The 22,868-nt window shown below is 61.7% G+C and carries 18 protein-coding genes; 9 read left to right on the top strand and 9 right to left on the bottom strand.

Features of this window, described 5'->3' with window-relative positions:
- Positions 1 to 9: 9 nt before the first annotated feature.
- Together clpS and cckA are read right to left on the bottom strand one after the other, a co-directional pair.
- On the bottom strand, positions 10 to 363 hold the full coding sequence (gene clpS, locus N434_RS18610; RefSeq protein WP_035242552.1) for an ATP-dependent Clp protease adapter ClpS: 354 nt from the start codon (positions 361 to 363) through the stop codon (positions 10 to 12).
- 283 nt (positions 364 to 646) lie between these two features.
- Positions 647 to 3,235, bottom strand: a complete 2,589-nt coding sequence (gene cckA, locus N434_RS18615) for a cell cycle histidine kinase CckA (protein WP_110759825.1) — start codon at positions 3,233 to 3,235, stop codon at positions 647 to 649.
- A gap of 332 nt (positions 3,236 to 3,567) precedes the next feature.
- On the opposite strand from cckA, the gene N434_RS18620 reads away from it, so the two are divergent.
- Positions 3,568 to 4,824, top strand: coding sequence for a flagellar biosynthetic protein FliO (locus N434_RS18620; protein WP_181424013.1), 1,257 nt, complete (start codon positions 3,568 to 3,570; stop codon positions 4,822 to 4,824).
- A 112-nt stretch (positions 4,825 to 4,936) separates the two neighbouring features.
- Here N434_RS18620 and dksA read toward each other — a convergent pair whose 3' ends face one another.
- The gene (gene dksA / locus N434_RS18625) at positions 4,937 to 5,356 is read right to left on the bottom strand and encodes an RNA polymerase-binding protein DksA (RefSeq protein WP_046800250.1); all 420 of its coding nucleotides are present in this window, start codon (positions 5,354 to 5,356) and stop codon (positions 4,937 to 4,939) included.
- A 302-nt stretch (positions 5,357 to 5,658) separates the two neighbouring features.
- Here dksA and N434_RS18630 point away from each other — a divergent pair, with 302 nt between their 5' ends.
- From N434_RS18630 to N434_RS18645, 4 genes are all read left to right on the top strand, one after another.
- Positions 5,659 to 6,135 (top strand): SixA phosphatase family protein, encoded by a 477-nt coding sequence (locus tag N434_RS18630; protein WP_236771109.1) that lies wholly within the window; start codon positions 5,659 to 5,661, stop codon positions 6,133 to 6,135.
- A 131-nt stretch (positions 6,136 to 6,266) separates the two neighbouring features.
- Complete coding sequence (locus N434_RS18635; protein WP_110759828.1) at positions 6,267 to 7,745, top strand: YcjX family GTP-binding protein; 1,479 nt, start codon at positions 6,267 to 6,269, stop codon at positions 7,743 to 7,745.
- Complete coding sequence (locus N434_RS18640) at positions 7,742 to 8,821, top strand: YcjF family protein (protein ID WP_110759830.1); 1,080 nt, start codon at positions 7,742 to 7,744, stop codon at positions 8,819 to 8,821. The genes N434_RS18635 and N434_RS18640 overlap by 4 nt, the downstream gene beginning before the upstream one ends.
- Positions 8,822 to 8,950: 129 nt before the next feature.
- Positions 8,951 to 9,511: a hypothetical protein gene (locus tag N434_RS18645; protein ID WP_065115492.1), complete on the top strand. Its 561-nt coding sequence runs from the start codon at positions 8,951 to 8,953 to the stop codon at positions 9,509 to 9,511.
- A gap of 14 nt (positions 9,512 to 9,525) precedes the next feature.
- Here N434_RS18645 and folK read toward each other — a convergent pair whose 3' ends face one another.
- The 3 genes from folK to folP form a co-directional block, all read right to left on the bottom strand.
- Entirely contained in the window at positions 9,526 to 10,041 is a 516-nt protein-coding gene (gene folK / locus N434_RS18650; protein ID WP_181424018.1) for a 2-amino-4-hydroxy-6-hydroxymethyldihydropteridine diphosphokinase, read from the bottom strand.
- Between the two features lie 4 nt (positions 10,042 to 10,045).
- Positions 10,046 to 10,411 (bottom strand): dihydroneopterin aldolase, encoded by a 366-nt coding sequence (folB, locus tag N434_RS18655; RefSeq protein WP_003502532.1) that lies wholly within the window; start codon positions 10,409 to 10,411, stop codon positions 10,046 to 10,048.
- Between the two features lie 151 nt (positions 10,412 to 10,562).
- On the bottom strand, positions 10,563 to 11,375 hold the full coding sequence (gene folP / locus N434_RS18660; RefSeq protein WP_110759832.1) for a dihydropteroate synthase: 813 nt from the start codon (positions 11,373 to 11,375) through the stop codon (positions 10,563 to 10,565).
- A gap of 179 nt (positions 11,376 to 11,554) precedes the next feature.
- Between folP and N434_RS18665 the strand changes: the two genes are divergently transcribed.
- Entirely contained in the window at positions 11,555 to 12,181 is a 627-nt protein-coding gene (locus tag N434_RS18665) for a DUF922 domain-containing Zn-dependent protease (protein ID WP_065115489.1), read from the top strand.
- A 327-nt stretch (positions 12,182 to 12,508) separates the two neighbouring features.
- Here N434_RS18665 and N434_RS18670 read toward each other — a convergent pair whose 3' ends face one another.
- Together N434_RS18670 and N434_RS18675 are read right to left on the bottom strand one after the other, a co-directional pair.
- Complete coding sequence (locus N434_RS18670) at positions 12,509 to 12,829, bottom strand: 2Fe-2S iron-sulfur cluster-binding protein (RefSeq protein ID WP_065116198.1); 321 nt, start codon at positions 12,827 to 12,829, stop codon at positions 12,509 to 12,511.
- A 130-nt stretch (positions 12,830 to 12,959) separates the two neighbouring features.
- Positions 12,960 to 13,328, bottom strand: a complete 369-nt coding sequence (locus N434_RS18675; protein ID WP_110759833.1) for an Hpt domain-containing protein — start codon at positions 13,326 to 13,328, stop codon at positions 12,960 to 12,962.
- A 480-nt stretch (positions 13,329 to 13,808) separates the two neighbouring features.
- Between N434_RS18675 and N434_RS18680 the strand changes: the two genes are divergently transcribed.
- Positions 13,809 to 20,192: an apolipoprotein A-IV repeat region-like domain-containing protein gene (locus N434_RS18680; RefSeq protein WP_110759835.1), complete on the top strand. Its 6,384-nt coding sequence runs from the start codon at positions 13,809 to 13,811 to the stop codon at positions 20,190 to 20,192.
- 110 nt (positions 20,193 to 20,302) lie between these two features.
- Here N434_RS18680 and N434_RS18685 read toward each other — a convergent pair whose 3' ends face one another.
- The gene (locus N434_RS18685) at positions 20,303 to 21,220 is read right to left on the bottom strand and encodes a PhzF family phenazine biosynthesis isomerase (protein ID WP_110759891.1); all 918 of its coding nucleotides are present in this window, start codon (positions 21,218 to 21,220) and stop codon (positions 20,303 to 20,305) included.
- 307 nt (positions 21,221 to 21,527) lie between these two features.
- Here N434_RS18685 and N434_RS18690 point away from each other — a divergent pair, with 307 nt between their 5' ends.
- A complete protein-coding gene (locus tag N434_RS18690) occupies positions 21,528 to 22,301 on the top strand; it encodes an NAD kinase (RefSeq protein WP_065115486.1) in 774 nt (257 codons plus the stop codon).
- Between the two features lie 21 nt (positions 22,302 to 22,322).
- Positions 22,323 to 22,823 (top strand): hypothetical protein, encoded by a 501-nt coding sequence (locus N434_RS18695; RefSeq protein ID WP_110759836.1) that lies wholly within the window; start codon positions 22,323 to 22,325, stop codon positions 22,821 to 22,823.
- Positions 22,824 to 22,868: the final 45 nt, after the last annotated feature.

The following is a 22,868-nucleotide window of genomic DNA, read 5'->3' on the forward strand; positions in this document are numbered from 1 at the left end:
TTGCGATCCTCATTTCTTTTCCATGACGCACTGCAGCGGATGCTGGTGCTGTCGGGCGAAATCCATGACCTGGCTTACTTTCGTCTCTGCGACCTCATATGTAAACACCCCGCATTCGCCCACGCCGTGCTGGTGCACGTGCAGCATGATGCGGGTCGCCGCTTCGCGATCCTTCTGAAAAAAACGCTCCAGAATGTGGATGACGAACTCCATGGGAGTGTAGTCGTCATTCAGTAAAAGAACACGGTACAAATTCGGTCTTTTCGTCTTTGGCTTGACGCGGGTGATAACAGACGTTCCGCGGTTGGTGCCGCCGTCTTCCCCTTCGCCCTCGCCCTGCATGTAGATCGGCCTAGCGATCATCTTTCATCATTCTCCAAACTGTTCTCGAACCGACAGCTCATCGCCAGGAGGGAGAACTTCGCCTCTTCATATCTAGGTCGTTAAGATGCGATTTTAAGCCCCTTGCGAAAGCGTGCAATCACTATTGCGTTTGCGAAGAGGCAAACCTCGGGAAAAGTGCTGACGTTACGGCATCCTGCGGGCAATCGGGCGGAAATGGGCGATGCCGGCGCGTTTTCAGACGCGATGAAAAATGACAGGGCAACCCACGGCAAGCGCGAATCCCCGCCATTGCGCCCTGCCGCTACTTCTTGTCATCCAGCATTTCACGCACGGCAATCGCCAGCTGCTTCAGGGAGAAAGGCTTGGGCAGGAATCCGAACTTGGCATCCGCCGGCAGATTTTTCGCAAAGGCATCTTCGGCATAACCGGACACGAAGATGAACTTCAGGTCCGGATAGGACTTGCGCAGCTCCCTCAGAAGCGATGGGCCGTCCATTTCCGGCATGACCACATCCGAAACGACGATATCGACCTTGCCTTCCAGCTCTTCCATGACCTCCAGCGCCTCGGTGCCGGAACCCGCCTCGTGCACGGTGTAACCGCGGGTTTCCAGCATGCGCTTGCCGCCGCGCCGCACCGCCTCCTCGTCTTCCACCAGAAGCACGACGGCCGAATTGCCGGTCAGGTCGAGCGGCTCTTCCTTCACCGGTTCGGCAACGGTGACGGGGGCAAGCGCCGCCTCGCCGGGCTGCTGCCCGGCAGACTGAACGGCTTCCGCCACATGGCGCGGCAGGTAGATACGGAAGGCGGTTCCCTTGCCCACTTCCGATTCGGGATATATGTAACCACCGGACTGCTTGACGATGCCATAAACCATCGACAGGCCGAGGCCGGTGCCCTTGCCGACTTCCTTCGTTGTGAAGAAAGGCTCGAAAATCTTGTCCATGATTTCAGGCGGAATACCGGTGCCGTTATCGCCGACCTCGACCATGACCATGTCTTCCGCCGGAACTTCCGGCCGGCCGAGCGCGGCTGCCTCCTGCGCATCCACATTGCGCGTGCGGATGGTGATCTTGCCGCCATCGGGCATGGCGTCGCGCGCGTTGACGCAGAGATTGATCAGCACCTGCTCGAATTGCGACAGATCGGTTTTCACCGGCCATAGATCGCGGCCGTAATCCACCTCAAGCTTGACATTGGTGCCGGAAATCAGCCGGTCGACCAGCATGCGCAGATCGCCGATCACATCGGTCAGGTTCAGCACCGCCGGGCGCATGGTCTGCTTGCGCGAGAAGGCCAGCAGCTGGCGCACCAGAACCGCCGCGCGGTTGGCGTTGCGCTTGATCTCCATGAGGTCGGCAAAGCTCGGATCGGCGGGCCGGGCCTGCAGCAGCAGGTGATCCGAAGACAGCAGGATGGCGGTGAGCACATTGTTGAAATCGTGGGCGATGCCGCCCGCCAGCGTCCCGACGGCGTTCATCTTCTGCGTCTGCGCCATCTGGGTTTCGAGCGCCTTCTGCTCGGTCACCTCGATGGCGTAGACGATCGCCACCTCTTCCGGCGCCTCGTCGTCCTGATCGATGACGGCGTTGACGTAGAAACGGAAATGCCTGGTCTCGTCGCTCGGGTGACGGGAATCGAAGGGCGCGATATCGCCCTGCCGGTCCTTGGCCTCCGCCAGCGCCTGTTCCAGCCGAGGTTTCTCGTTGTCATGAAGGACGGTTTCGAGCGCCACGCCGCGGTCGATATCGTCACGTCCGACGACGCCGGAGAACAGCTTGAGGAAGGGCGCGTTGATGCGCAAAATGCGGCCTTCGCCATCCAGCGAGGCGATCGCCATGGGCGTATTGTTGAAAAAGCGCGTGAAACGCATGGCGGAAGAGGATTCCGTATCCTCCTGCCCCTTGGGGCGCATCAGAACGATTGTCCGGCTCTCACCCGGCGCACCGTCCTTGGAAGTGACCTGATGCACAAGACGGGCCGGCATGCTCTGGCCGTTCACCCGGCGCATGTCGAGATCGAGGATTTCGGTGCGCTTGGCGGTGCCCTGCGGATGAACGGATTCGATCAGCGCCATGCCCTCGCCGGCGACGATATCGGCCACCGTCATCGAGCCCGGCGAAAACTGCGCCAGATCGATACCGAGCCATTCCGACAAAGTAGCGTTCAGATAAACGATCTCACCCTTACGGCCGGCGGAAAAGAAACCGGCGGGTGCGTGATCGAGATAGTCGATGGCATTCTGCAATTCGCGGAAAAACCGTTCCTGATCCTCGCGCTCCGGCGTGATGTCGGCGATCTGGAAGACGTGCAGCCCCTCGCCGCCCGCATCCTTCAGCACCCGGCCTTTAAGCCTGTACCAGTGGGGCCCTGCGCTCGCATCTTCACCCAGCGGTTTCAGCAGCCGGAATTCCTCGTAACCGTCACGGCCTTCCCGCAGCACGTTGATGAGCCGGTAGAGCGCTTCGGTCGATTCCCGGCTGCGCGACAGCAGCGCCTCGAGGCTCTGTATGTCGCTCGCCTTCGTGGTACCGCTCATGCGGCAATAGGTGGCGTTGGCATAGACCATATGCCCCTTGGCATCGGTGATCAGCGTGCCTTCGGGATGGGCCGACAGGAAACGGCGGGCGAGCCCGTCCGATTGTGACTGCGGCATGACCTCGATGAAACCGATGATCGACGAGACCAGAAAAAAGATACCCATCATGGCCAGCACGCCGAGAATGCCGAGCACGATTTCGTTTTCCAGGGAATTCTTAAAATAAACGAAGGCGGCGGCAGCGGCGATCAACACCAGTGCGAGCAGCAGGATACGCAAGACCGTGCCGGAACGGGCACGCCTGTCCACCAGCGGAAGGTCGTTGTCGCTTGTCTCGCGCACCCGTGTCATCTTGGCCTCGCAGTCGTGCAGGTCGTCATTCGGTCAGCCACGGGTCCTCGACGGAATCGGGCGTTAAAATTTCTTGTAGCAACTCGCTTGAGCATCAAAAAGCTCCGCCGGGCCACAAAGGCTTAAAAACGCACAGCGAAAACGCTTTGAAAGGCGCAATACACAGGCCTTTCAGACGGCGAGGGAACCGAAAGCCACGCCAACCGGTTTTGTGTTCAAGAGGGCGACGGCGGATAAACCTTGTATCGCGCCCAAAAAAATCGTCTTTTCCTGCTTGACGTTCACATTATAAGAACCACGGCAATATTAATTGCCCGAAAAAATCTGAAGGGATGATCTCCATGATGGAAGATTTTATCGGCACCTATGGAAACCGTCTCATCGTCGCCGTTGTCGGTGTGGGTGTGGCACTTCTCGTTCTGGCGATTGCCTTGTGGATATTGCGCAGGCGCAGCGGCTCGGCGCCCTTTATCCGCGGCGGTCGCAACCGCCAGCCGCGCCTGCAGGTTCTCGACGCGACAGCCGTGGATGCACGCCGCCGGCTGGTGCTGGTGCGCCGCGACAACGTCGAACATCTGGTCATGATCGGCGGACCGACCGATATCGTCATCGAGAGCGGCATCGGGGCGATCCCGATTGTCAGGGACGTGCAGGAGCCCGAACTGAAGGCGCTTCCGCGTCAGGAAAGCGAGCAGAAGCGGACAGAACCGCCGATCCCGCAGGAGCGCCGCGCCGCGCTGCCGCCCCAGCAGCCCGTTCCGGCAGCAGCCCCGGTTTCCGTATCGCAGGAACCGGCAAGGCAGCCGCAACGGCCGGAGCCGGCCACCGCCGCCCCTCGCCCGGCACAACCAGCGACCACGGCCGCGCCGCTGCCGCCGCGCCCGTCGACGCCGTCCCAGCCCCAACCCGTCTCACCGCCCGTTGCTGTCCGCGAGCCCGAACCGGCGGCAAGGCAGGCCGCAACCGAGAGGGAAACCCCGCGCCCTGCACCTTCGCCCGCACCGGTTGTTGCGGCAGCTCCCGCAGCCGCCGTTTTGCCCGTCGCAGCTGCATCGCTCGATGTCGCCAGCGAAAGAAACGAGCCGCGTCGGACGGAGCCTTTCATACCCGCTCCGGTTCAGGCACCGACACCCGTGGTATCGCCGGCTCCCGCACAGGCAAGGGTGGAAGAAGAACGTCCGACGGTGATCGCTCCCCCCGTCTTTGCGGCACGCGAGCCGGTCATCGATCAATCCAGCGCCGCGGATTTTCTCGATGCGGCGCGCGAGCGGGTTCTGCCCGGCCTGAAGCCGGAACAGGCTGCGCCGCCGGCCCCCTTCCCGCCGAAACCGGAAAATCCGCTCCTTGCGTCCAATGACGCTGAGCCGAAATTTTCCGATGAGCTGGCCAGCGATTTCGAGAGCTTTCTCGAAGCGGAGATAGCCAAGAGCCGGGAGGCGGACAATGAACCGTCCATTGCCGCCACCGCGGAAAAGCAGCAGAAAAACGAACCCGTTTCGCCACCCGTCACCGGAGCGTCGCCGGATGGTGACGTGCAGAAAGAAATGGCGCGTATTTTCGGCGAGCTTTCCGTTACCCGCGACCGCTGAGGCGGCGCGCATGAAGCTTCAACGCAAAAGGGCACGGAATAATTCCGTGCCCTTTTGTATGTCCGGTGCTTGAGATGGCCGGTTCGCGGCAGCGTCCGGCACAGCAGCCTTGTTATTCGTCGCGATAGACTTTTTCGCGACGCTCGTGACGTTCCTGCGCCTCAATGGAAAGTGTCGCTATCGGGCGGGCGTCCAGACGCTTGAGGCCGATAGGTTCACCCGTTTCCTCACAGAAACCGTAGGTGCCGTCTTCGATCCGCTGAAGAGCCGCATCGATTTTGGAAATCAGCTTGCGCTGACGATCGCGGGCGCGAAGTTCGATCGCCCGGTCTGTTTCGGAAGAAGCCCGGTCAGCGAGATCGGGGTGGTTGGCGCTTTCTTCGGCGAGATGTCCGAGGGTCTCGCGCGCTTCTCTCAGGATGTCATTTTTCCAGGCGACCAGCTTCGCGCGGAAGTAGGCCCGCTGGCTGGCATTCATGAACTCGTCGTCTTCCGAGAGTACATATTTGCTAAGATCGATCTTCTCACTCAACGCGATTCTCCTCGAAGAACATCTCAATGCGGCGGTGTATACTCCAATGATATAGGCCGGTTCAAGTCTGCAGATCAGTTTTCAGGCATTTTTAAAACTGACACAAAAATCATCTAAATGACTAATTTTTATCCTTTATTGGCGTCGAGGCGATCTGTTCTTCGATCACTTCAATGCGACTTGCCAACAGGAAAGAGGACTTGCGGTCCCGCGATCCTATCCTGTAGCATCCGGGCCGTGCCTTAAGTTTCGAACGCCGGTTCCCGCCCTTGACAGATTCTCACCCGAAGCGAGTTTATCTTTTGCGCCACGCCAAGGCCGCCTGGGCGGCGCCGGGGGAACGCGATTTCGACCGTGGATTGAACGAGGCGGGTTTTGCCGAGGCGGAGATCGTTGCCGACCTTGCCGCCGACCGGCGTTACCGCCCCGACCTGCTCTTGTCCTCCACTGCCGCACGCTGCCGGCAGACCACGCAGGCCTGGCAGCGCGCCTTCAACGAAGGCATCGAAATCGCTTATGTCGATGAGATGTATAATGCCCGCAGCGAAACCTATCTTTCCCTCATCGCCGCGCAGACGGATGTGGGGTCGGTGATGCTGGTGGGCCACAACCCCACCATGGAGGCGACGCTGGAAGCCATGATCGGCGAGGATCTGCTGCACGCCGCCCTGCCCTCCGGTTTTCCGACATCAGGGCTTGCCGTGCTCGATCATGATGACAGCGCGGCAAACGGCGGGGATCGCTGGCGGCTCATTGATTTTCTCTCACCGGGCAAGTAGCCGCAACGAAGCGTCAGGATGTTGCCGCCGATGGCAGCTCTCGTGAAAATCGACCGGGGCGCTTCTTTTTTGGGCAACCGCACCTTCCTATATTGCAGCCGTGACCGTTAAACACAGCCAGGAAACCGCCATTGCCGCCTTCTCTTACGTCCCTGACAGACAGCGCGCTGATCGCTTTCGATAATCTGGCCGACCGTGCGAGCAACCTCACCCATCCGACATTACGGCTTGGCGTCACCGGCCTGTCACGGGCGGGCAAGACGGTTTTCATTTCCTCCCTTGTCCATAATCTCCTGAATGGCGGGCGGCTGCCGCTGTTCGAGGCCATGCGGTCAGGCCGCGTCTCGAATGTGCGCCTCGAACCGCAGCCGGACGACGCCATTCCCCGCTTCCAGTACGAAGACCATATTCAGGCGCTGGTGCGCGACAGGCTGTGGCCGGATTCGACGCGGGCAATCTCGGAACTCAGGATCACGCTGGATTACCAGAGCGCCAGCGGCTGGGGCCGGTGGTTCTCTGCCGGCAAGCTATCCATCGATATCGTCGACTATCCCGGCGAATGGCTGCTCGACCTGCCGCTTCTATCGCAGGATTACAAACAGTTCAGCGACGCGACCGTCGCACTTGCCGGGAGCGGCATCCGCGCCGAACTGGCGCAGGAATGGCTGGCGATCGCCTCCTCGCTCGATATCAATGCACCGGCCGACGAAATGACGGCCCGCCGTCTGGCTGAGAGTTTCGCGGCCTATCTGAAGGCCTGCAAATCCGACGAGAGATCGCTCTCCACCCTGCCGCCCGGCCGTTTCCTGATGCCCGGCGATCTGGAGGGTTCTCCGGCGCTGACCTTCGCGCCGCTTCCGGGCCTGACGGACGGGAAGGCACCCAAGGGTTCGCTGCGCGCGATGATGGAGCGGCGTTACGACGCCTATAAGTCGATCGTGGTCAAACCCTTCTTCCGCGAGCATTTCGCCCGTCTCGACCGTCAGATCGTGCTGATCGACACGCTGCAGGCCGTCAATCGCGGTCCGGAAGCCGTTCAGGATCTGGAACGGGCGCTGGGCGATGTGCTTGCCTGTTTCCGCCCCGGCACAAACAGTCTGTTATCCTCGCTGATCGGCCGGCGCATCGACAAGGTGCTGATCGCCGCCACCAAGGCAGACCATCTGCACCATGAAAGCCATGACCGGCTGGAGCGGCTGACCCGCCGTCTGGTGGACCGCGCCATCACCACCATCGGCATGAACGGTGCCGGCATCGAGGTCATGGCGCTCGCTTCCGTGCGCGCCACCAGAGAGGCAAGCGTGCGACAGGATGGCCACGAACTGCCCGTCATCGTCGGCACGCCAATGGCCGGTGAAACGATCAATGGCGAGACCTTCGACGGTAATCGCAAGACGGCGATCTTTCCCGGCGACCTGCCCGAAGACCCCGAGCCGCTTTTCCGCAGCATCGATCAGGATGGCGACAAGGCATCGCTGCCGGATGTCAATGTCGTGCGTTTCCGCCCACCCAACGTCGACGAGCCGGGCAGCGGCGGCATCCGGCTTTCGGTTCCGCATATCAGGCTCGACCGCGCCATGCAGTTCCTGTTCGGAGACAAGCTCGCATGAAGGCTCCCACACAAAACGATCCGCAGGCCCGCCGCCCGGCGGCTTTCACGCTCGAGACCGAGGAGACGGCACGGCCGTCGCCGGCGCAGAAACGCGCGCCAAGGAGCTTCGACACCGAGATTTCGTTGACGCCGGACGAGGACGATCCGTTTCTGGCGCCGGAGGAAATCGATGCCGCCGCCTTGCCGGTGGCCTCGCCGAAGAAAAGCCGCTTCTCTTTCGCCAAGCTCGCGCTCGGCGCGCTTGGCGTCCTGTTCTCGCTCGCCTTCGGCCTCTGGGCGGATCAGCTTATCCGCAACCTGTTCTCCCGCTCCGACTGGCTGGGTTATACGGCCAGCATCGCCCTTATCGTGGCGCTTTTCGCCGTTCTCGTCCTTGTCGGGCGGGAAGTCTTCGGCATCATGCGGCTCAACGCCGTGCAGTCGCTCAAGGCCGATGCCGAGACGGCAAGCCTCGACAAGAGCCCTAAACCCGCCCGCGCCGTCATCACCCGCCTCAATGCCGTGCTTTCCCACCGCGCCGAAACGGCCAAGGGGCGCGCAGCGCTGAAGGATACGGAAAACGATGTCATCGATGGCCCACATTTGATCGAGCTTGCCGAGCGTGAATTGCTCGCACCGCTCGACCGGCAGGCCCGCGCCCTCATCCTCAATTCCTCCAAGCGGGTCTCCGTTGTCACCGCCGTCAGCCCGCGTGCAATCGTCGATCTGGCCTACGTGCTGTTCGAAGTGACGCGGTTGGTGCGGGCCATGGCGGAGCTTTACGGCGGCCGCCCCGGCACGCTCGGCATGCTCAGGCTGTTGCGCGACGTCGTCGCCCACCTCGCCGTCACGGGTTCGATCGCCGTCGGTGACGGGCTCGCCCAGCAGGTTCTTGGCCACGGCCTCGCCTCGAAACTCTCGGCACGACTCGGCGAAGGCGTCATCAACGGCCTGATGACGGCGCGAATCGGCATTGCGGCGATGGATCTTTGCCGCCCGCTGCCGTTCAGGGCGGTGAAGCGGCCGGGGATCGGCGATTTCATGTCCGACCTCACCCCCGATTTAAGCGGCGGAAAAAGCGGTGAAAAAGCCTGAGTGGCAAGGCATGGGCGGTTCAAAAGGTTACGGACAAGGCCGCAAATGAGAGCGAAATAAACCAAGCATTAACCATTCCGCCGGTAGATTGCCGCCTATCAAACAGGCTTCTTCGCCGGGGAAAGTATCATGTATTCGCGCTTCTTTTCGCTTGTGGGCGGACTTGCCGCCATATTGTCCGTCAGCGGCGGCTTTGGCCTGTCTGACGTCCATGCGGCATCGCGCGATCGCGACGACGTGTTCTTCCGCTCCGTTGCTGGTGTCTGGAAAGGTCCGGGCGAAATCGTCGCGGGCAAATACAAGGGCACCAAATTCACCTGCGATCTGACGGGCGAACCGCTCGATGACAAAAAGACCGGCATCAAGCTTGGCGGCACCTGCCGCGTCGGCGTCTTCAGCCAGCCCATGTCCGCCATCATCAGCCAGAAGGGCAGCAGCTATGAGGGCAAGTTCCTCGACGGCGCCGAAGGCAAGGGACTGGACATCACCTCCGGACAGGTCAGTGGCGACAAGGTCGTCGTCGGCATCAACCGCTCCAAACTCAATGGCGCCATGGTCGCCCGCGTCTCGAACGACAATTCGATGAACATCACCATTTCGGTTAAGGTCGCCGACCAGATGATCCCGGTCATCGGCGTGACGCTGGCCCGCGACATCGACCAGATCGCCGTCGGCTCCATCAAGCCATAAGAGCCATCGTTCTTTCAGACATCAGCAAGCGGGAGTGTCCACCACTCCCGCTTTTCATTTGCGCTGACGATGCCGCTCCTGTCCGCCTGCTGAAGCCATTGCCGTACCGGCTTTCCCTTGACTTCGAGGTCAGGCGCGATATCGGCGAGCGGCATCAGCACGAAAGCCCGCTCCGTCATGCGCGGATGCGGCACCTCGATGCTTTCCGTAACGATAGACTCATTCCCGTAGGTCAGCACATCGATATCGATGGTGCGCGGGCCCCATCGTTCCGTCCGCACCCGCTTCATGCCCTTTTCGATGTCGAGACATAATTGCAGCAGCGCGGGCGCCGTGAGCGAGGTTTCGACCAGCGCGCAGCAATTGAAGAAATCGGCCTGATCGGTCTTGCCCCATGGCGGCGTGCGGTAAAGGTTGGAGACGGCCAGCAGGTGGCAATCACCATGCGCGCCGAGTTCGCGCAGCGCTCTTGCCATGGCGGCGGCGGGATCGCCGATATTGCCGCCGAGACCCAGGGCGGCGACGGTCATCTTCTCAGGCACGGTGTTCAACGCTCACCTGCGCATAATCGAGAATGCCGGGAACAGGTGCCGACGGTTTGCGCACCGTGATGCGCAGCCAGACGATCTGCGGGTAACGGGCGCGCAGCGCCTTGGCGATGTCATTCGCCAGCGCCTCGATGAGATAACGGCGCTGACCGACGACAATCTTTTCGATGACGGCGAAGGCCACGCCATAGTCGACGGTGTTTTCGATATCGTCGGTTTCCAGCGCATCACCGGCCTCGACCTCCATCTCGGCATCGACGAAAAAGCGCTGGCCCAGCACTTCCTCCTGCTCGAGAAGACCATGACGGGCGAAAAAGGAACAGTTTTTCAGGATGATGGTATAGCGGCTCATCGCATCGCCTCCATGGCAGGACTGTTTTACCGGAGAGCCGCGCCTTCTTCGGGACACGGCATTCCGGCACTCGTTGATCTAGAGTTTGTCAGGGAAAACTGGAACCGGCTTTCCCGAAAAGACAAACGAAAACAAAATAAGCTGGAGTTAGTCAGGTTCGGATTGAACCTGACGAACTCCAGGCATCGGCCTTTGCCGACGTTTTGGCAAGAACCGCATCGGCGATTGCCAGTGCATCACGCGTTGCGGCGACATTGTGCACGCGAAAAATCGAAGCGCCCGCCAGCCTGAGGATCGCGGTGGTCGCCGCCGTTCCGATATCGCGTTCCTCCGCCGCATCCCGGCCCGTCAGCGACCCGATGAAACGCTTGCGCGACGTGCCGGCCAGAACCGGCAGGCCGAAAGCAGCAAGCTCTCCGAAACGCGCCATCAGCTCGACATTCTCCGCCTCGTCCTTGGCAAAACCAAAACCGGGATCGAGCACGACGGCATCACGGGCAATGCCCGCATCGTCGGCAACCTCGAGCGAGCGATTGAGGAATTCGAACTGGTCCTCGATGACATCGTCGCGTTTCTTCCGATCGCGGCCGGTATGCATGATGCAAATGCCGGCACGGGCGGCGGCGACCACGCCGGCCATTTCCCCGTCCTTCTGCAGGCCGAAGACGTCGTTGACGATATGCGCACCCGCCTCGATCGAAAGCCTTGCGGTCGAGGCGCGATAGGTATCGACGGAAATCAGCACATCCGTCTCGCGGCGCAGTTTCTCGATGACAGGCAACACCCGGTCCTGCTCCTCGGACGCCGTCACCGGGGCGGCACCCGGACGGGTGGATTCGCCACCGATATCGATGATGTCGGCCCCTTCTTCCACGCAGGTCAGCGCATGGGAAAAAGCCGCATCGACGGCAAGATAACGGCCGCCATCGGAAAAGGAATCGGGCGTGGCGTTGACGATGGCCATAATACGGCCACGCCCATCAAGTTTCAGGGAGCGGCCATGGGCCGCTTGCCACACGTTGCTGCCGGCTGTTATCACGTAACACGCGCCTTTCGGGAATAACGGAATGTTATGCCAATTCTTATAGGTTCCGCTCCGCCTATGCAGCAAACGTTTTTCAAGTTCAACCGGAAGGCCGGGTCATGACCAAATCATCACGTGCTCTTTGCGCCGCCCTTGCGGGCGCGCTGGCACTTTCTTCGCCCGGGCCGGCTTTTTCCGAGACCATTGTCCGCAAGACCTACTCCTATTTCTCGATCACCGGTAAAACCGCCGCCGACCTCGACCAGCAGCTTTCCAGGCATGGTCCGCTGACACGCAATACCGGCGCGCGCCATCCCGGCGCGACCGAGATCAAGTTCGGCGGCGAGCTCACCTATGTGGAGAAGAACGGCCAGTGCAGCGTCGGAACGGCCAAGGTGCTTCTGAACACCCGTATCCTGCTGCCACGATGGAAAAACCGTCGCCGCACCACGGCGGAACTCGCCTTCATCTGGGATACGCTGCTTGCCGATATCAAGCGCCATGAGGAACGCCACGCGGAAATCGCCCGCACCCACGCCCGCTCGCTCGAAAGGCAACTGAAGGCGCTTCGTCCGCAGAAGAATTGCGAAACACTTCAGGAAATGGTCGGCAAGATCACCCAGACGGTGATGGACGAACACGACCGGGATCAGATGCGTTTCGATGTGGTGGAATCGAGAAATTTCGATGCACGCATGACGCGGCTTTTGAAAAACCGGCTCGAACAGGGTCAGAGCCGCCGCTAGACGCAGGGGCGTCCTGTCCTTCCCTTACGGCTAAAGACGCGGGCCCTTACGGCCAAAGACGTGGACATGACGTAACGTCATGTCCGATCTCACCCGTGACTTCTCGTCATGGTGCCGTCGCCGAGACTCATTGTAGCTTGTTGATATGGTTTTGGTGGTTGTGGCCCGCAGCGGGTCTGGCACCTGGAACCATCTCCGGTTCTCCCGGTGCGCACTTGAGGGCTCGCAGGTGTTTCCTCCCTCGCCTGCATGCTGCGTACCCGCCTCGCCCCGCTCTCCGCTACCAGGTGAGCGGGGCTTTTTCTGCGCGCAATAAAGCTGAAACCCTCAGCCCTGACGCTCGGGAACGTGAACGACGAGACCGTCAAGCTCGTCATTCATCTTGATCTGACAGGAAAGACGCGAGGTCGGACGCACGTCGAAGGCGAAATCCAGCATGTCCTCTTCCATCGGTTCCGGGCCGCCGACGCGCTCCGTCCAGGCGTCGTCGACATAGACATGACAGGTCGCACAGGCACAGGCACCGCCACATTCCGCATCGATGCCGGGAATGGAGTTGCGTACCGCATTCTCCATGACGGTGGAACCGTTGCTCACATCGAGTTCATGGGGCGTGCCGTCAAAGGCAACGATGGTCAGTTTTGTCATGCCGGAATCCAAAATGGTGATCTAAGAACTGTTCTAAACACATAGAAAGGCCGGTAGCGCTTGGCAACCCGCTTCAGGGGCGTCCAGACGCAACCGGCCTTGCAAAATGGCAGATTTGATAAGTTCGGCCTCAGCGGCAAAGCTTGAGGATGAAGTTTTCCGCTTCGACAATGGCTGCCGCGAGTTTGGCAATCGCCGCGCTGTCTTTGCCCTTGTCCTCCACCGATGCCGCGGCCGCGGCCACGGCGGAAGCGCCGACGGCCTGCGCAGCACCCTTCAGGCGGTGGGCGCTTGCCTTTGCCGCCCTGTCGTCGGCGTCGGCGATCTCGTGCAGGGCGGCGCGGGCGTTGCGGCTGAAAAGTTGCAGTACCTCGATCTCCAGATCCTTGTCGCCCATCGTCTGGCGACCGAGATGATCGAAATCGATCGGCTTCTTCGTGGCGACCGGCGCGCCGCCGCAATTATCCGGAGCTTCGAAAGCAATGCTGACCGCTGCCATGGCTGAAATTCCTTGTCTCGCCGTTTCCTGTTTCGTGTCACATCTGTGTCGTATTCAGGCATTCAAACCGGTGCTATCGGCTTAAATTACGGCGTGACGCGGGCGAAAATCTTCTGCTATGGTTAATTTATGTTAAACTTATGCGAAACAAGGCGTTCAGCGTGAAACTCAGGTTTAAAAACTGTTAAAAAGCCGACACTTCGCGACCGCCGCAAATCCGCATTAATTGTTTCGAACACCTAAATGTGTCACTACGGTACTGCCGTTCCCGCAGGGCTTAAGCACAAGCTTTGTTATTACGGCACAGTGATGTAATTTCGCCCGAAAGCTGGATCACCAGCAATTCGGGATTTGGTAAGTGGCGGAATTCGTCCCTTTTACGGGGACAAGGTTCTGCTGGCATGATGGCGGCAGTCCGCTTGCGGGTCGCAAGTGGTCAACGGCATGAAGCCGGGCGTATGTGTAACGAGGCGTAACCGCATGGCGAATAACAAGATCAGCGACTCTGTCGACGAGACTGCATTTCAGGCGTTGGAAGACGCCCTGCAGCTCGGCGCTTTCGAAGAAAAGCCGGAATCGCGGAAAACCGCAGCGCCAAAGCAGCCGGAGGCCAGATTGAAGGAAGCAAGCAGACAGACCCCTGCTCCCGAGGCCGCCGCGCGTGCGCCTGCCGAACAGGCGCCCCGATCGCCCAATCTGGAAGCGGCCAATGACGGCTCCAAGCGCAGCCCGGCCGTGATCCTGAAATCACTCGAGGGCGGCTCCATCGGCGGCGCGATCAGAAATGCGACGATCATGTCGGTGATCTGGGCGCTTGGCGGCCTTGGCGTCGCGCATCTTCTTTACGGCAACGCCCTCTGGAACATCGGCTCGCTTGCCGATCTCACGGCAATTCCCGGCCTGATGGCGATCGTCGTCGGCATCCTCGTCCCCGTCATGCTGTTCTTCGCCTTCGCGATCATGATGGCGCGCGCCCGCGACCTGCGCAACGCCGCCCGGTCGATGGCCGAAGTCGCCCTTCGCCTGGCAGAGCCCGAAACCGTTGCCTCCGACCGCATCATGTCCGTCGGCCAGGCGGTTCGCCGCGAAGTTTCGGCCATGAATGACGGCATCGAGCGCACCATTGCCCGCGCGACGGAACTCGAAACGCTGGTTCATTCCGAAGTCAACGCGCTTGAGCGCAGCTATGCCGACAATGAATTGCGCGTGCGCAGCCTCGTGCAGGAACTGACCGCGGAGCGTGACGCCATCGTCAACCACGCGGAGCGCATCCGCTCCTCCATCGTCGGCGCGCAGGAACAGATCAAGGAAGAATTGTCCATCGTCGGCGAAGAGCTTTCCATGCGGATCGCCACGACAGGTGAAGCTTTCGCCTCGATGATCGACACCCGCTCGGCCGCGCTGCTGGAAAAATCGCGCGCCTCCACCGAAGCGATGGGCAGCCTGATCGCCGCCAAGACCGAAAATCTGCTTCAGGCCCTGAATTCCTCCGGCACGACGATTTCCAACGAATTCGACATGCGCCTGCACAACCTCACCTCGACGCTGGACGAGCGCGGTGAAGTGCTGCTCGAACGCTTCGCGATCCACGCCTCGACGCTCGACAGCGGTGTCGAAAGCCTCAACAGCGCGCTTGAGGAACGCACCCGTCAGCTCAACGAGACGCTGTCCACGCGCACGCTCGAACTCAACCGCAACATCGATCGCGGCCAGCAGATCATCGGCGGTTCGCTGGATACCGTTCTCGACAAATTGTCCACGACGCTTGAGGAAAAAGGCCTCTCCTTCCGCCAGAGCCTGCAGAGCACGGCAGACGATGCGATCATGGATCTCGATCTTCGCTCCGGCCTTTACGAAGAGCGGCTGCAGGCGACCGTCGGCCAGGTCAACTCGGCCTTCGACGAGCATGTGGCGGAATTCGCCAGCGCCTTCGACCAGCGCGCCGGCAGCCTCGACAGCAAGCTGATGGAAAGCCTCGCCCGCATCAACGAAACCGTTGCCGGCGGCTCCGAAGCGCTTGATACAATGCTGAACGCTGGCCTGGAGCGTATCGGCAGCACCATGACCGACCAGTCGCTGGCGCTCGCAACCGCGCTGGGCACAGGTCAGGAAATGCTGGAAAGCGCGCTTGAAAGCCGTACCCGCGCCTTCAGCGACGCGATCGGCCAGCGCACCGCCGAAATCACCGACGCCTTCACCACCTCGCACGAGAAGATCGACGCCGTGCTGGCGGAACGCAGCAACGCCCTGTTCGGTGCGCTCTCTGCCAGCCAGAACCGTTTCGACGAGGCTCTCGCCAGCCGTTCGATGGCGATTACCGGTTCGGTCTCCGGCACGGCCGAGCGTCTTGCCGCGATGCTTGACGAACGTGCCGCCGCAATCAACACCGTCGTTGCCGATGTCGAGCGCCGCCTTGCCGAAACGCTCGAGACCCGGGCCGCCGCCATCACCGGCGCGGTTTCCGGCATCGAGGACCGTATTTCAGACACGCTGGAAAGCCGCACGGCCGCCCTGCACGATGTCGTCTCCGGCGCGGAGAGCCGTATCGCCGATACGCTCGACGGCCGCACCGCTGCTCTTTCCAGCGCGATTTCCGGTGTCGAGGAGCGGATCGCCGACACCATGGACAGCCGCACCCTGTCGCTCGACATGACCTTCGCCAATGTCGAGGAACGGCTTTCGGAAACGCTCGACAACCGCACCTCCGCCCTCACCGGCATTGTTGCCGGTGCCGAAGAGAAGATCGCCGGCGCGCTCGACAGCCGCACGGCCACCTTCGGCGACGTTGTCGCCGGTGCCGAGACCCGGATCGCGGAAACGCTCGATGGCCGTACCGCCGCCCTCAACGCCGTGGTCTCCGGTGCGGAAGAACGCATCGCCGATGCGCTCGACAGCCGTACCATGGCGCTCGACATGGCATTTTCCGGCGCAGAGGAAAAAATCACCGAAGCGCTCGACACGCGCACCGCAGCCCTTGGCGAGCTGGTGGCAGGCGCCGAGACCCGTATCGCCGGCGCACTCGACAGCCGCACCGATTCGCTGAAGACCGTCGTTTCCGGCGCGGAAGAGCGGATCACCGACGTGCTCGACAGCCGCACGCTGGCGCTCGACATGAGCTTCTCCGGTGTCGAGGAAAAGATCGCCGATATTCTCGATGGCCGTACGGCCGCCCTGCACAGCGCCGTTTCCGGCGTCGAGGACCGGATTGCCGGCGCACTGGACAGCCGTACGGCCGCCCTTTCCGGCATCGTCTCCGGTGCGGAAGAACGCATCGCAGAGGCACTCGACAGCCGCACCATGGCGCTCGACATGACAATTTCCGGTGTCGAAGAGCGGATCGCCGAGGCGATGGATGCCAGGGCATCGTCGCTTTCGCTTGCAGCCGCCGGCGTCGGCCAGCGTCTCGAAGCCACCGCCTTCACGCTTGAAAACGCTCTTGCCAGCGGTCACGAGCGGCTGGAAACCATGCTCGGCTCGCAGGCGGAACGCATCGCCGGCTCGCTGGAGCGCAATAGCGGCCTGATCGAGCAGAGCGTCTCGGGCGCGGCCAACCGCATCGAAAACGTCGTTGAAGACGGCAGCACCCGTTTTGCGCAGACGGTGGAAGAAGGCGTCTCGCGTCTCGAGAGCAACCTGTCGCAATCGCACGAGGATATCCGCACCGCACTCGACCAGCGCCAGGCGGATCTTGCCGCAACGCTCAGCTCCGCCACGACCCAGATGGGCGATATGCTGTCCGAGCAGGCGATGATGATCGGCACCACTGTCGCCTCCAGCGCCAGCATGCTCGAACTGTCGCTCGAAACCCAGCAGGACACGCTGCAGAAGGCAATCGACGGAAGTGCCGCGACGCTGGAGGAGCGCCTTCGCAACAGCGCCGGCGACATCGCCGTCAAGATCGGTGAAGCCGCCCGCGAAATCGGCGGTGCGACGGATGCCCTGTCCTCGAAAATCGAAACTTCCATTGGCAATGTCACCACCCGTCTCGACGAGACCGGCGCCCGTATCGAAACTTCGCTCGATACGCTGCAGGCACGCGTCGGCGGCGATCTGGCCAATGTAAACACATCGATCGAAGATGCCGGCCGCCGCTTTGCCGAAGCGCTGGAAGACAAGACGGCTGTGTTTGCCCGCACCAGCGATGAGGCAGCCGAGCGCATCACCGGCATTCTGGACGAGCAGACCGCGCGTGTCGCGGACACGTTCGAAAACCGTACCAGCCGTCTGGCCGAAACCTTCGATACCGGTACGGCCCGTATCGACGAACGCCTCGGCACCATGGACCGGGCGCTGACGATCGGTCTCGAAAACGTCAACCGCACCATTGAAGGCAAGGCAAGCGATCTCGCTGTCAGCCTGCGCGGCGCGGTCACATCCGCCACCCAGAGCATTGGCGATGAAGCGGTTCGCTCCTCTGCCCTGCTTGCCAAATCCGGCTCGGAATTTGCCGAACAGGTCCAGGCTCAGAACGAGGCCTTCACCAAGGCCATCGAGGAGCGTTCCGGCGAGATCGTCACCCGCATCTCGGATGCGCAGACACGCCTTTCCGGCCAGGCCGCAGCCGTCGCCCAGACCTTCTCCGAAGCGGGCAACATCATCGTCAACAAGGTTGCCGAGGCTGAAGCCGTCGTCCGTTCGCAGGTTGGCGTCATCTCCGAGACGCTCACGGGTGTCGAATCCGCCCTCGACGCACGCGGTGAATCCATCCGCTCGGCGCTGGACAACCGCACCCGCGAACTCAACTCGATGCTGGCCAGCCGTTCTGCCGAACTGTCGCGCCTGATCGAGGAAAAGGCCAAGCCCGTCGTCGACGAATATGCCAACATCGGCCGCGAAGCCGCCGAAAAGATCGTTTCCGCCGCCCAGCAAAGCGCAGATCTCCTGTCGCAGAGCAACAGCGGCATGGTCGGCATGGTCGAACAGGCGATCAGCGACTACGCCAATGCCGGCACGGATGCGGCCAGCAAGCTGGTTGCGGCCACCCGCCAGAGCACCGACATGCTGTCGCAGACGCATACCGCCATGGCGGATGCCGTCGAACAGGGTATCGAGAAATATGCCCGCTCGGGCAGCGATGCGGCCAACAAGCTGGTTGCCGCCACCCGCCAGAGCACGGATATGCTGTCGCAGACCCATAACAGCATGGCCGAGATCGTCGAGCAGTCGGCGACCAACTTCAACGCCGCCGTGGAGCGGGCCGCGCAGGAATTCGGTTCGGCCGACGAAGCGCTGAATGCATCTGCGACCCGCTTCTCCGATAGCGCTTCGCAGGCCGCCGACATGGTGTCCAGCTCCAGCCGCCTGCTCGAAGGAAAGATCGACCGCCTGTCGAATATTTCCGGCCAGACGCTGGCACAGGTTGCCGGCATCGTCGGTCGCTTCGAAGAACACTCGAAGGTGCTGAGCCAGGCGTCCGAACTGCTCAATGCGGCCCAGTCGAGCCTCGTCGGCACGCTGGAAGAACGTCAGGACGCCCTGCGCAGCCTGTCGGTTGGCCTTGTCAAGCGGTCCGAGGAAATCGAAAGCGCCATGCGCAACGTCATCGGTGTGGTGGAAACCACGCTCAACGAGGCCGAGGAGCGTTCGCAGAACGTTGCCGGCAATCTGCGTGACAATCTGCAGGCGTCCTTCTCCGATATCGGCCGTTCGCTCGATGAGACCGAACAGCGCGCCCGCTCGGCGGCACAGACCATGCGGGGCGCCCTGCTCTCTGCCGGTCAGGATGCCAGCCGCTCGATTGAAAGCACGCTGACCGACGCGCAGAAATATTCCGACGAGCTGGTCAGCCGCCTGCGCGGCGGTGTCGAGTCCTCGCTTTCCGAGGTCGACAACCTGCTGGGCAGCGCCTCGGAGAAATCCAACGCCGCCGCCGCCAACCTCAAGGAGACGCTGCGTCAGGCCGTCGAGGAAGCCGTCAGCCGCTTTGCCGGCGCGACGGACGAAATCCGCCGCTCCAGCCACGATATCCGCCGTGAACTGGATGCAACCCGCGCCGAACTGAAACGTGGCGCCTTCGACCTGCCGGAAGAAGCCAAGGAAAGTGCTGCCGCCATGCGTCGCGCCGTTTCCGAGCAGATCAAGGCGTTGCAGGATATTTCCCAGCTCGTCGGCCGTTCGGCCCACCAGATGGAAGTGTCCGAACCGGTCGCCCGCGCCATCGCCGCTACCCAGCCGGCAGCCGAGCGCCGTGTCGAGACGCGTCCGCAGCCGGCAGCAGCCGCTCCGGTGCAGCAGCGCCCGGCGCAGCCGCAGCCTGCCCCCGCGCCGGCCGCATTGCGCGGTTCCCTGCCGCTTGAAAACCGCCAGGTCGAAAACCGGCAGACCGAAAACCGTCAGGCGCCCGCACCCGCTCAGCCGGTTGCAGCCAACCCTGCCGGACGTCGCGAAGAAGGCGGTGGCTGGATCAGCGATCTGCTGCGCGGCGCCTCGCGTGACGGTCAGGAGGCCTCTGCCGCTTCCGCTCCCCGCACCAGCGCCGAACAGCAGCCGACCCGTGCGGCCGACACCCGCAACCCGCGGCACATGGTGGAATCGCTGAATTCGCTCTCGGTCGACATCGCCCGTGCCATCGACCACGACGCCTCGGTGGAACTGTGGCGCCGTTACCAGCGCGGCGAGCGCGACGTCTTCACCCGTCGCCTCTACACGCTGAAGGGCCAGACGACGTTTGACGAGATCAAGCGCAAATACGAGCGGGAAGCGGAATTCCGCACCGCCGTGGATCGCTACATCACCGATTTCGAAAAGCTGCTGGCAGACGTGGCCCGCACGGACCGCGACCGGAGCGTCACCCAGTCCTACCTCACCTCCGATACCGGCAAGGTCTATACGATGCTTGCCCATGCGGCGGGGCGGTTCAACTGAACTGAATTGCGCTGAAATGATAAAACCCCGGTCAAGGCCGGGGTTTTTCTTTAGCTTTCGGGCTGTTGCGTCGCTGTTCAACGACGCGAACTTATTCCGTCACGCTCACCTCAAATCTCGAACGTACCCGATGCGACGCGTATCGCGTGGCCGCCAATGCGGGCGCGGGCGATTTCATTGTCCTTGATGTCCATGCGCAGGTGGATGTGGGACGGTCTTTCCATTTCAACGCCCTGCTCTATCAGGAGCGGATGGTGGCCGTCCGTCAGACCGTCGAAATGGTGGATGGCGCCGGAAAGAGCAGCGGCGGCGGAGCCGGTGGCGGGATCTTCCGCAATTCCCATTTCCGGGGAGAACATGCGGGCATGGAATTTCGCCGCGTGATTGAGGCCGCCGCGACAGTAGATATAGGCGGCCGTCAGCAGTCCTTCGACCAGCGGCGCGGTTCTCAGCCACAGATTGGCGTCGAAATCCATGTCACGAACCGTGGCGATATTGTGCATCGGCACCATCAGGAACGGCACGCCGGCCGTCCAGATCGACGGCACGTGATTTTCAAAGCCAAGATGCCCCTCGCTGACGCCCAGCGCATCGGCAAGAGCGGCGTGGTCGAGCGGCAGCTCGACGCGGGACGATTTGCGTGGCAGGTCGAACTCGGCGAAGCTGACCGCGCCGGCACGCATCTTCACCGCGCAGCGGACGGGACCCACCTTCTCTTCGAGCACGCAGACCATGTCGACATCGTCATCGCCATCCTTGCGGTTGCGCTCAGCAATGGCGACGGCGGCGCCGACGGTCGGATGCCCCGCGAAAGGCAGTTCACCTGATGGGGTGAAGATGCGCAGCGAGGCAGCGTGGGCCGGGTTGCCCGAACGGTTGATGAAGACGGTCTCGGAAAGGTTCATTTCCCTTGCGATCGCCTGCATCGTCGCCTGATCGAGATCGTCAGCGTCATACATGACCGCGAGCGGATTTCCCGCCATTTTCGTCTCGGTAAAGACATCGTAGATATTGTAGTTCAGCAGCACATCCGTCTCCTGCCATTCATCATTCGGCCTGCCCTGCGCAAACTGCATCACGCCGCCCCGCATCGCAACCCTTGTCAGGGGCCGGAAATCAAGAAGCTGTGGAACGGCGTGGCGTAATGGCGCGGCAGGGGAACGCCTCGCTACCCGAAAGGCCTTGTCGCGTGGCGCCGTCTTCATGTACCAAGGATGCGTCTTGCGGCTCGTGATCCCGGCGTTTTCTTCAACGTTTCAAGATTGCAAGCCGCTTCAACAGGTTACAGCATCGTCTGCGGGCCTTCTGCGCCTGCGCCGTTGTCGAGGGAAGCGGATGTCGCAATCTAACTGTTCACTGTCCTTCGTCGCCTCCACCACCGAGGAGGCGCAGACGGCGCTGGAAGAACTGAAACGCGTTTATGGCGATACGCCGTTCGAAGAGGCGGAAGTGATCGTCGCGCTCGGCGGCGACGGGTTCATGCTGCAGATCCTCAACGAGACGATGAATTCCGGCAAGCGGGTCTATGGCATGAACCGCGGCTCGGTCGGCTTTCTGATGAATGATTACCGGGTGGAAGGCCTGCTCGAACGCATCGCGGTGGCGAGCGGCAATGATTTTCATCCCCTGCGCATGACGACGACGGATTCCGATGGCGACGAGTTTACCGCCCTTGCCATGAACGAGGTCAGCCTCTTCCGGCAATCGCACCAGGCCGCCAAACTGCGTGTCGAGGTGGATGGCAAGGTGCGGCTGGAGGAACTGATCTGCGACGGCATGATGGTGGCGACACCGGCAGGGTCAACAGCCTACAACTTTTCCGCCCACGGGCCCATCCTGCCGCTGGAATCGCCGCTTCTCGCGCTCACCCCCGTCAGCGCATTTCGGCCACGGCGCTGGCGTGGCGCGCTTTTGCCGAATAAGGTGACTGTCGACATTCATGTTCTGGAACGGGACAAACGCCCGGTGAACGCCGTGGCCGACCATACGGAGGTGAAATCCGTTCGTCATGTTCGAATCGCACAATCGCAGGACAGGACAGCGCGAATTCTCTCGGACCCGGACCGTTCATGGTCCGACCGGGTTCTCGCCGAGCAGTTCAACAATTGAAGCCAACCATTCGTAACGGCCATGCAACCTAGAAAATCGATCCTCGCCGCCCTCATTTTCGCCACCGCCGTGCTTCCCGCACGGGCACAGACAGCGGCGATCGACACACTGCCTGTCTCCGCGATATTCGTTGTCAGCAGCGGCATGTGGGAAGACAGGAACCTGGAGCCACGGGAAGGCACTGACGGCCAGCTGCGGCCGCCGCCGGCATCGCCCACGCGCGGTTATTACAAGGTGATCGCAATCCGCCAGGGCGACGGGACGGCCAAGATTTACCTGCAGCGCATCGCCTTTACGGCGGATGGACCAAATCTCCTCGAGAATGTCGAGCTGGACGAGTTCAACCAGATGAAATCCTATGTCACGGATATTCGTCCCGAAAGCTCGAATGGCGCATCGGATTCACCCGGTCTGTTCGTCACCGTCTATCTGAAAACGGACCCGATGGCCAAGGAAGCCGAAAGCTGGACGATCCTGATCGACGAGCTTGGCGAGATGAAGATCGAAAAAGCCTCGAACTGACGCCGGAGCGTTTTCGCTTTTCCCTGCATCTGGAAAACGTACCAA

It is taken from the genome of Rhizobium sp. UGM030330-04, from assembly GCF_003208455.1.
In the GTDB taxonomy this organism is placed as follows: Bacteria; Pseudomonadota; Alphaproteobacteria; order Rhizobiales; family Rhizobiaceae; genus Agrobacterium; species Agrobacterium rhizogenes_A.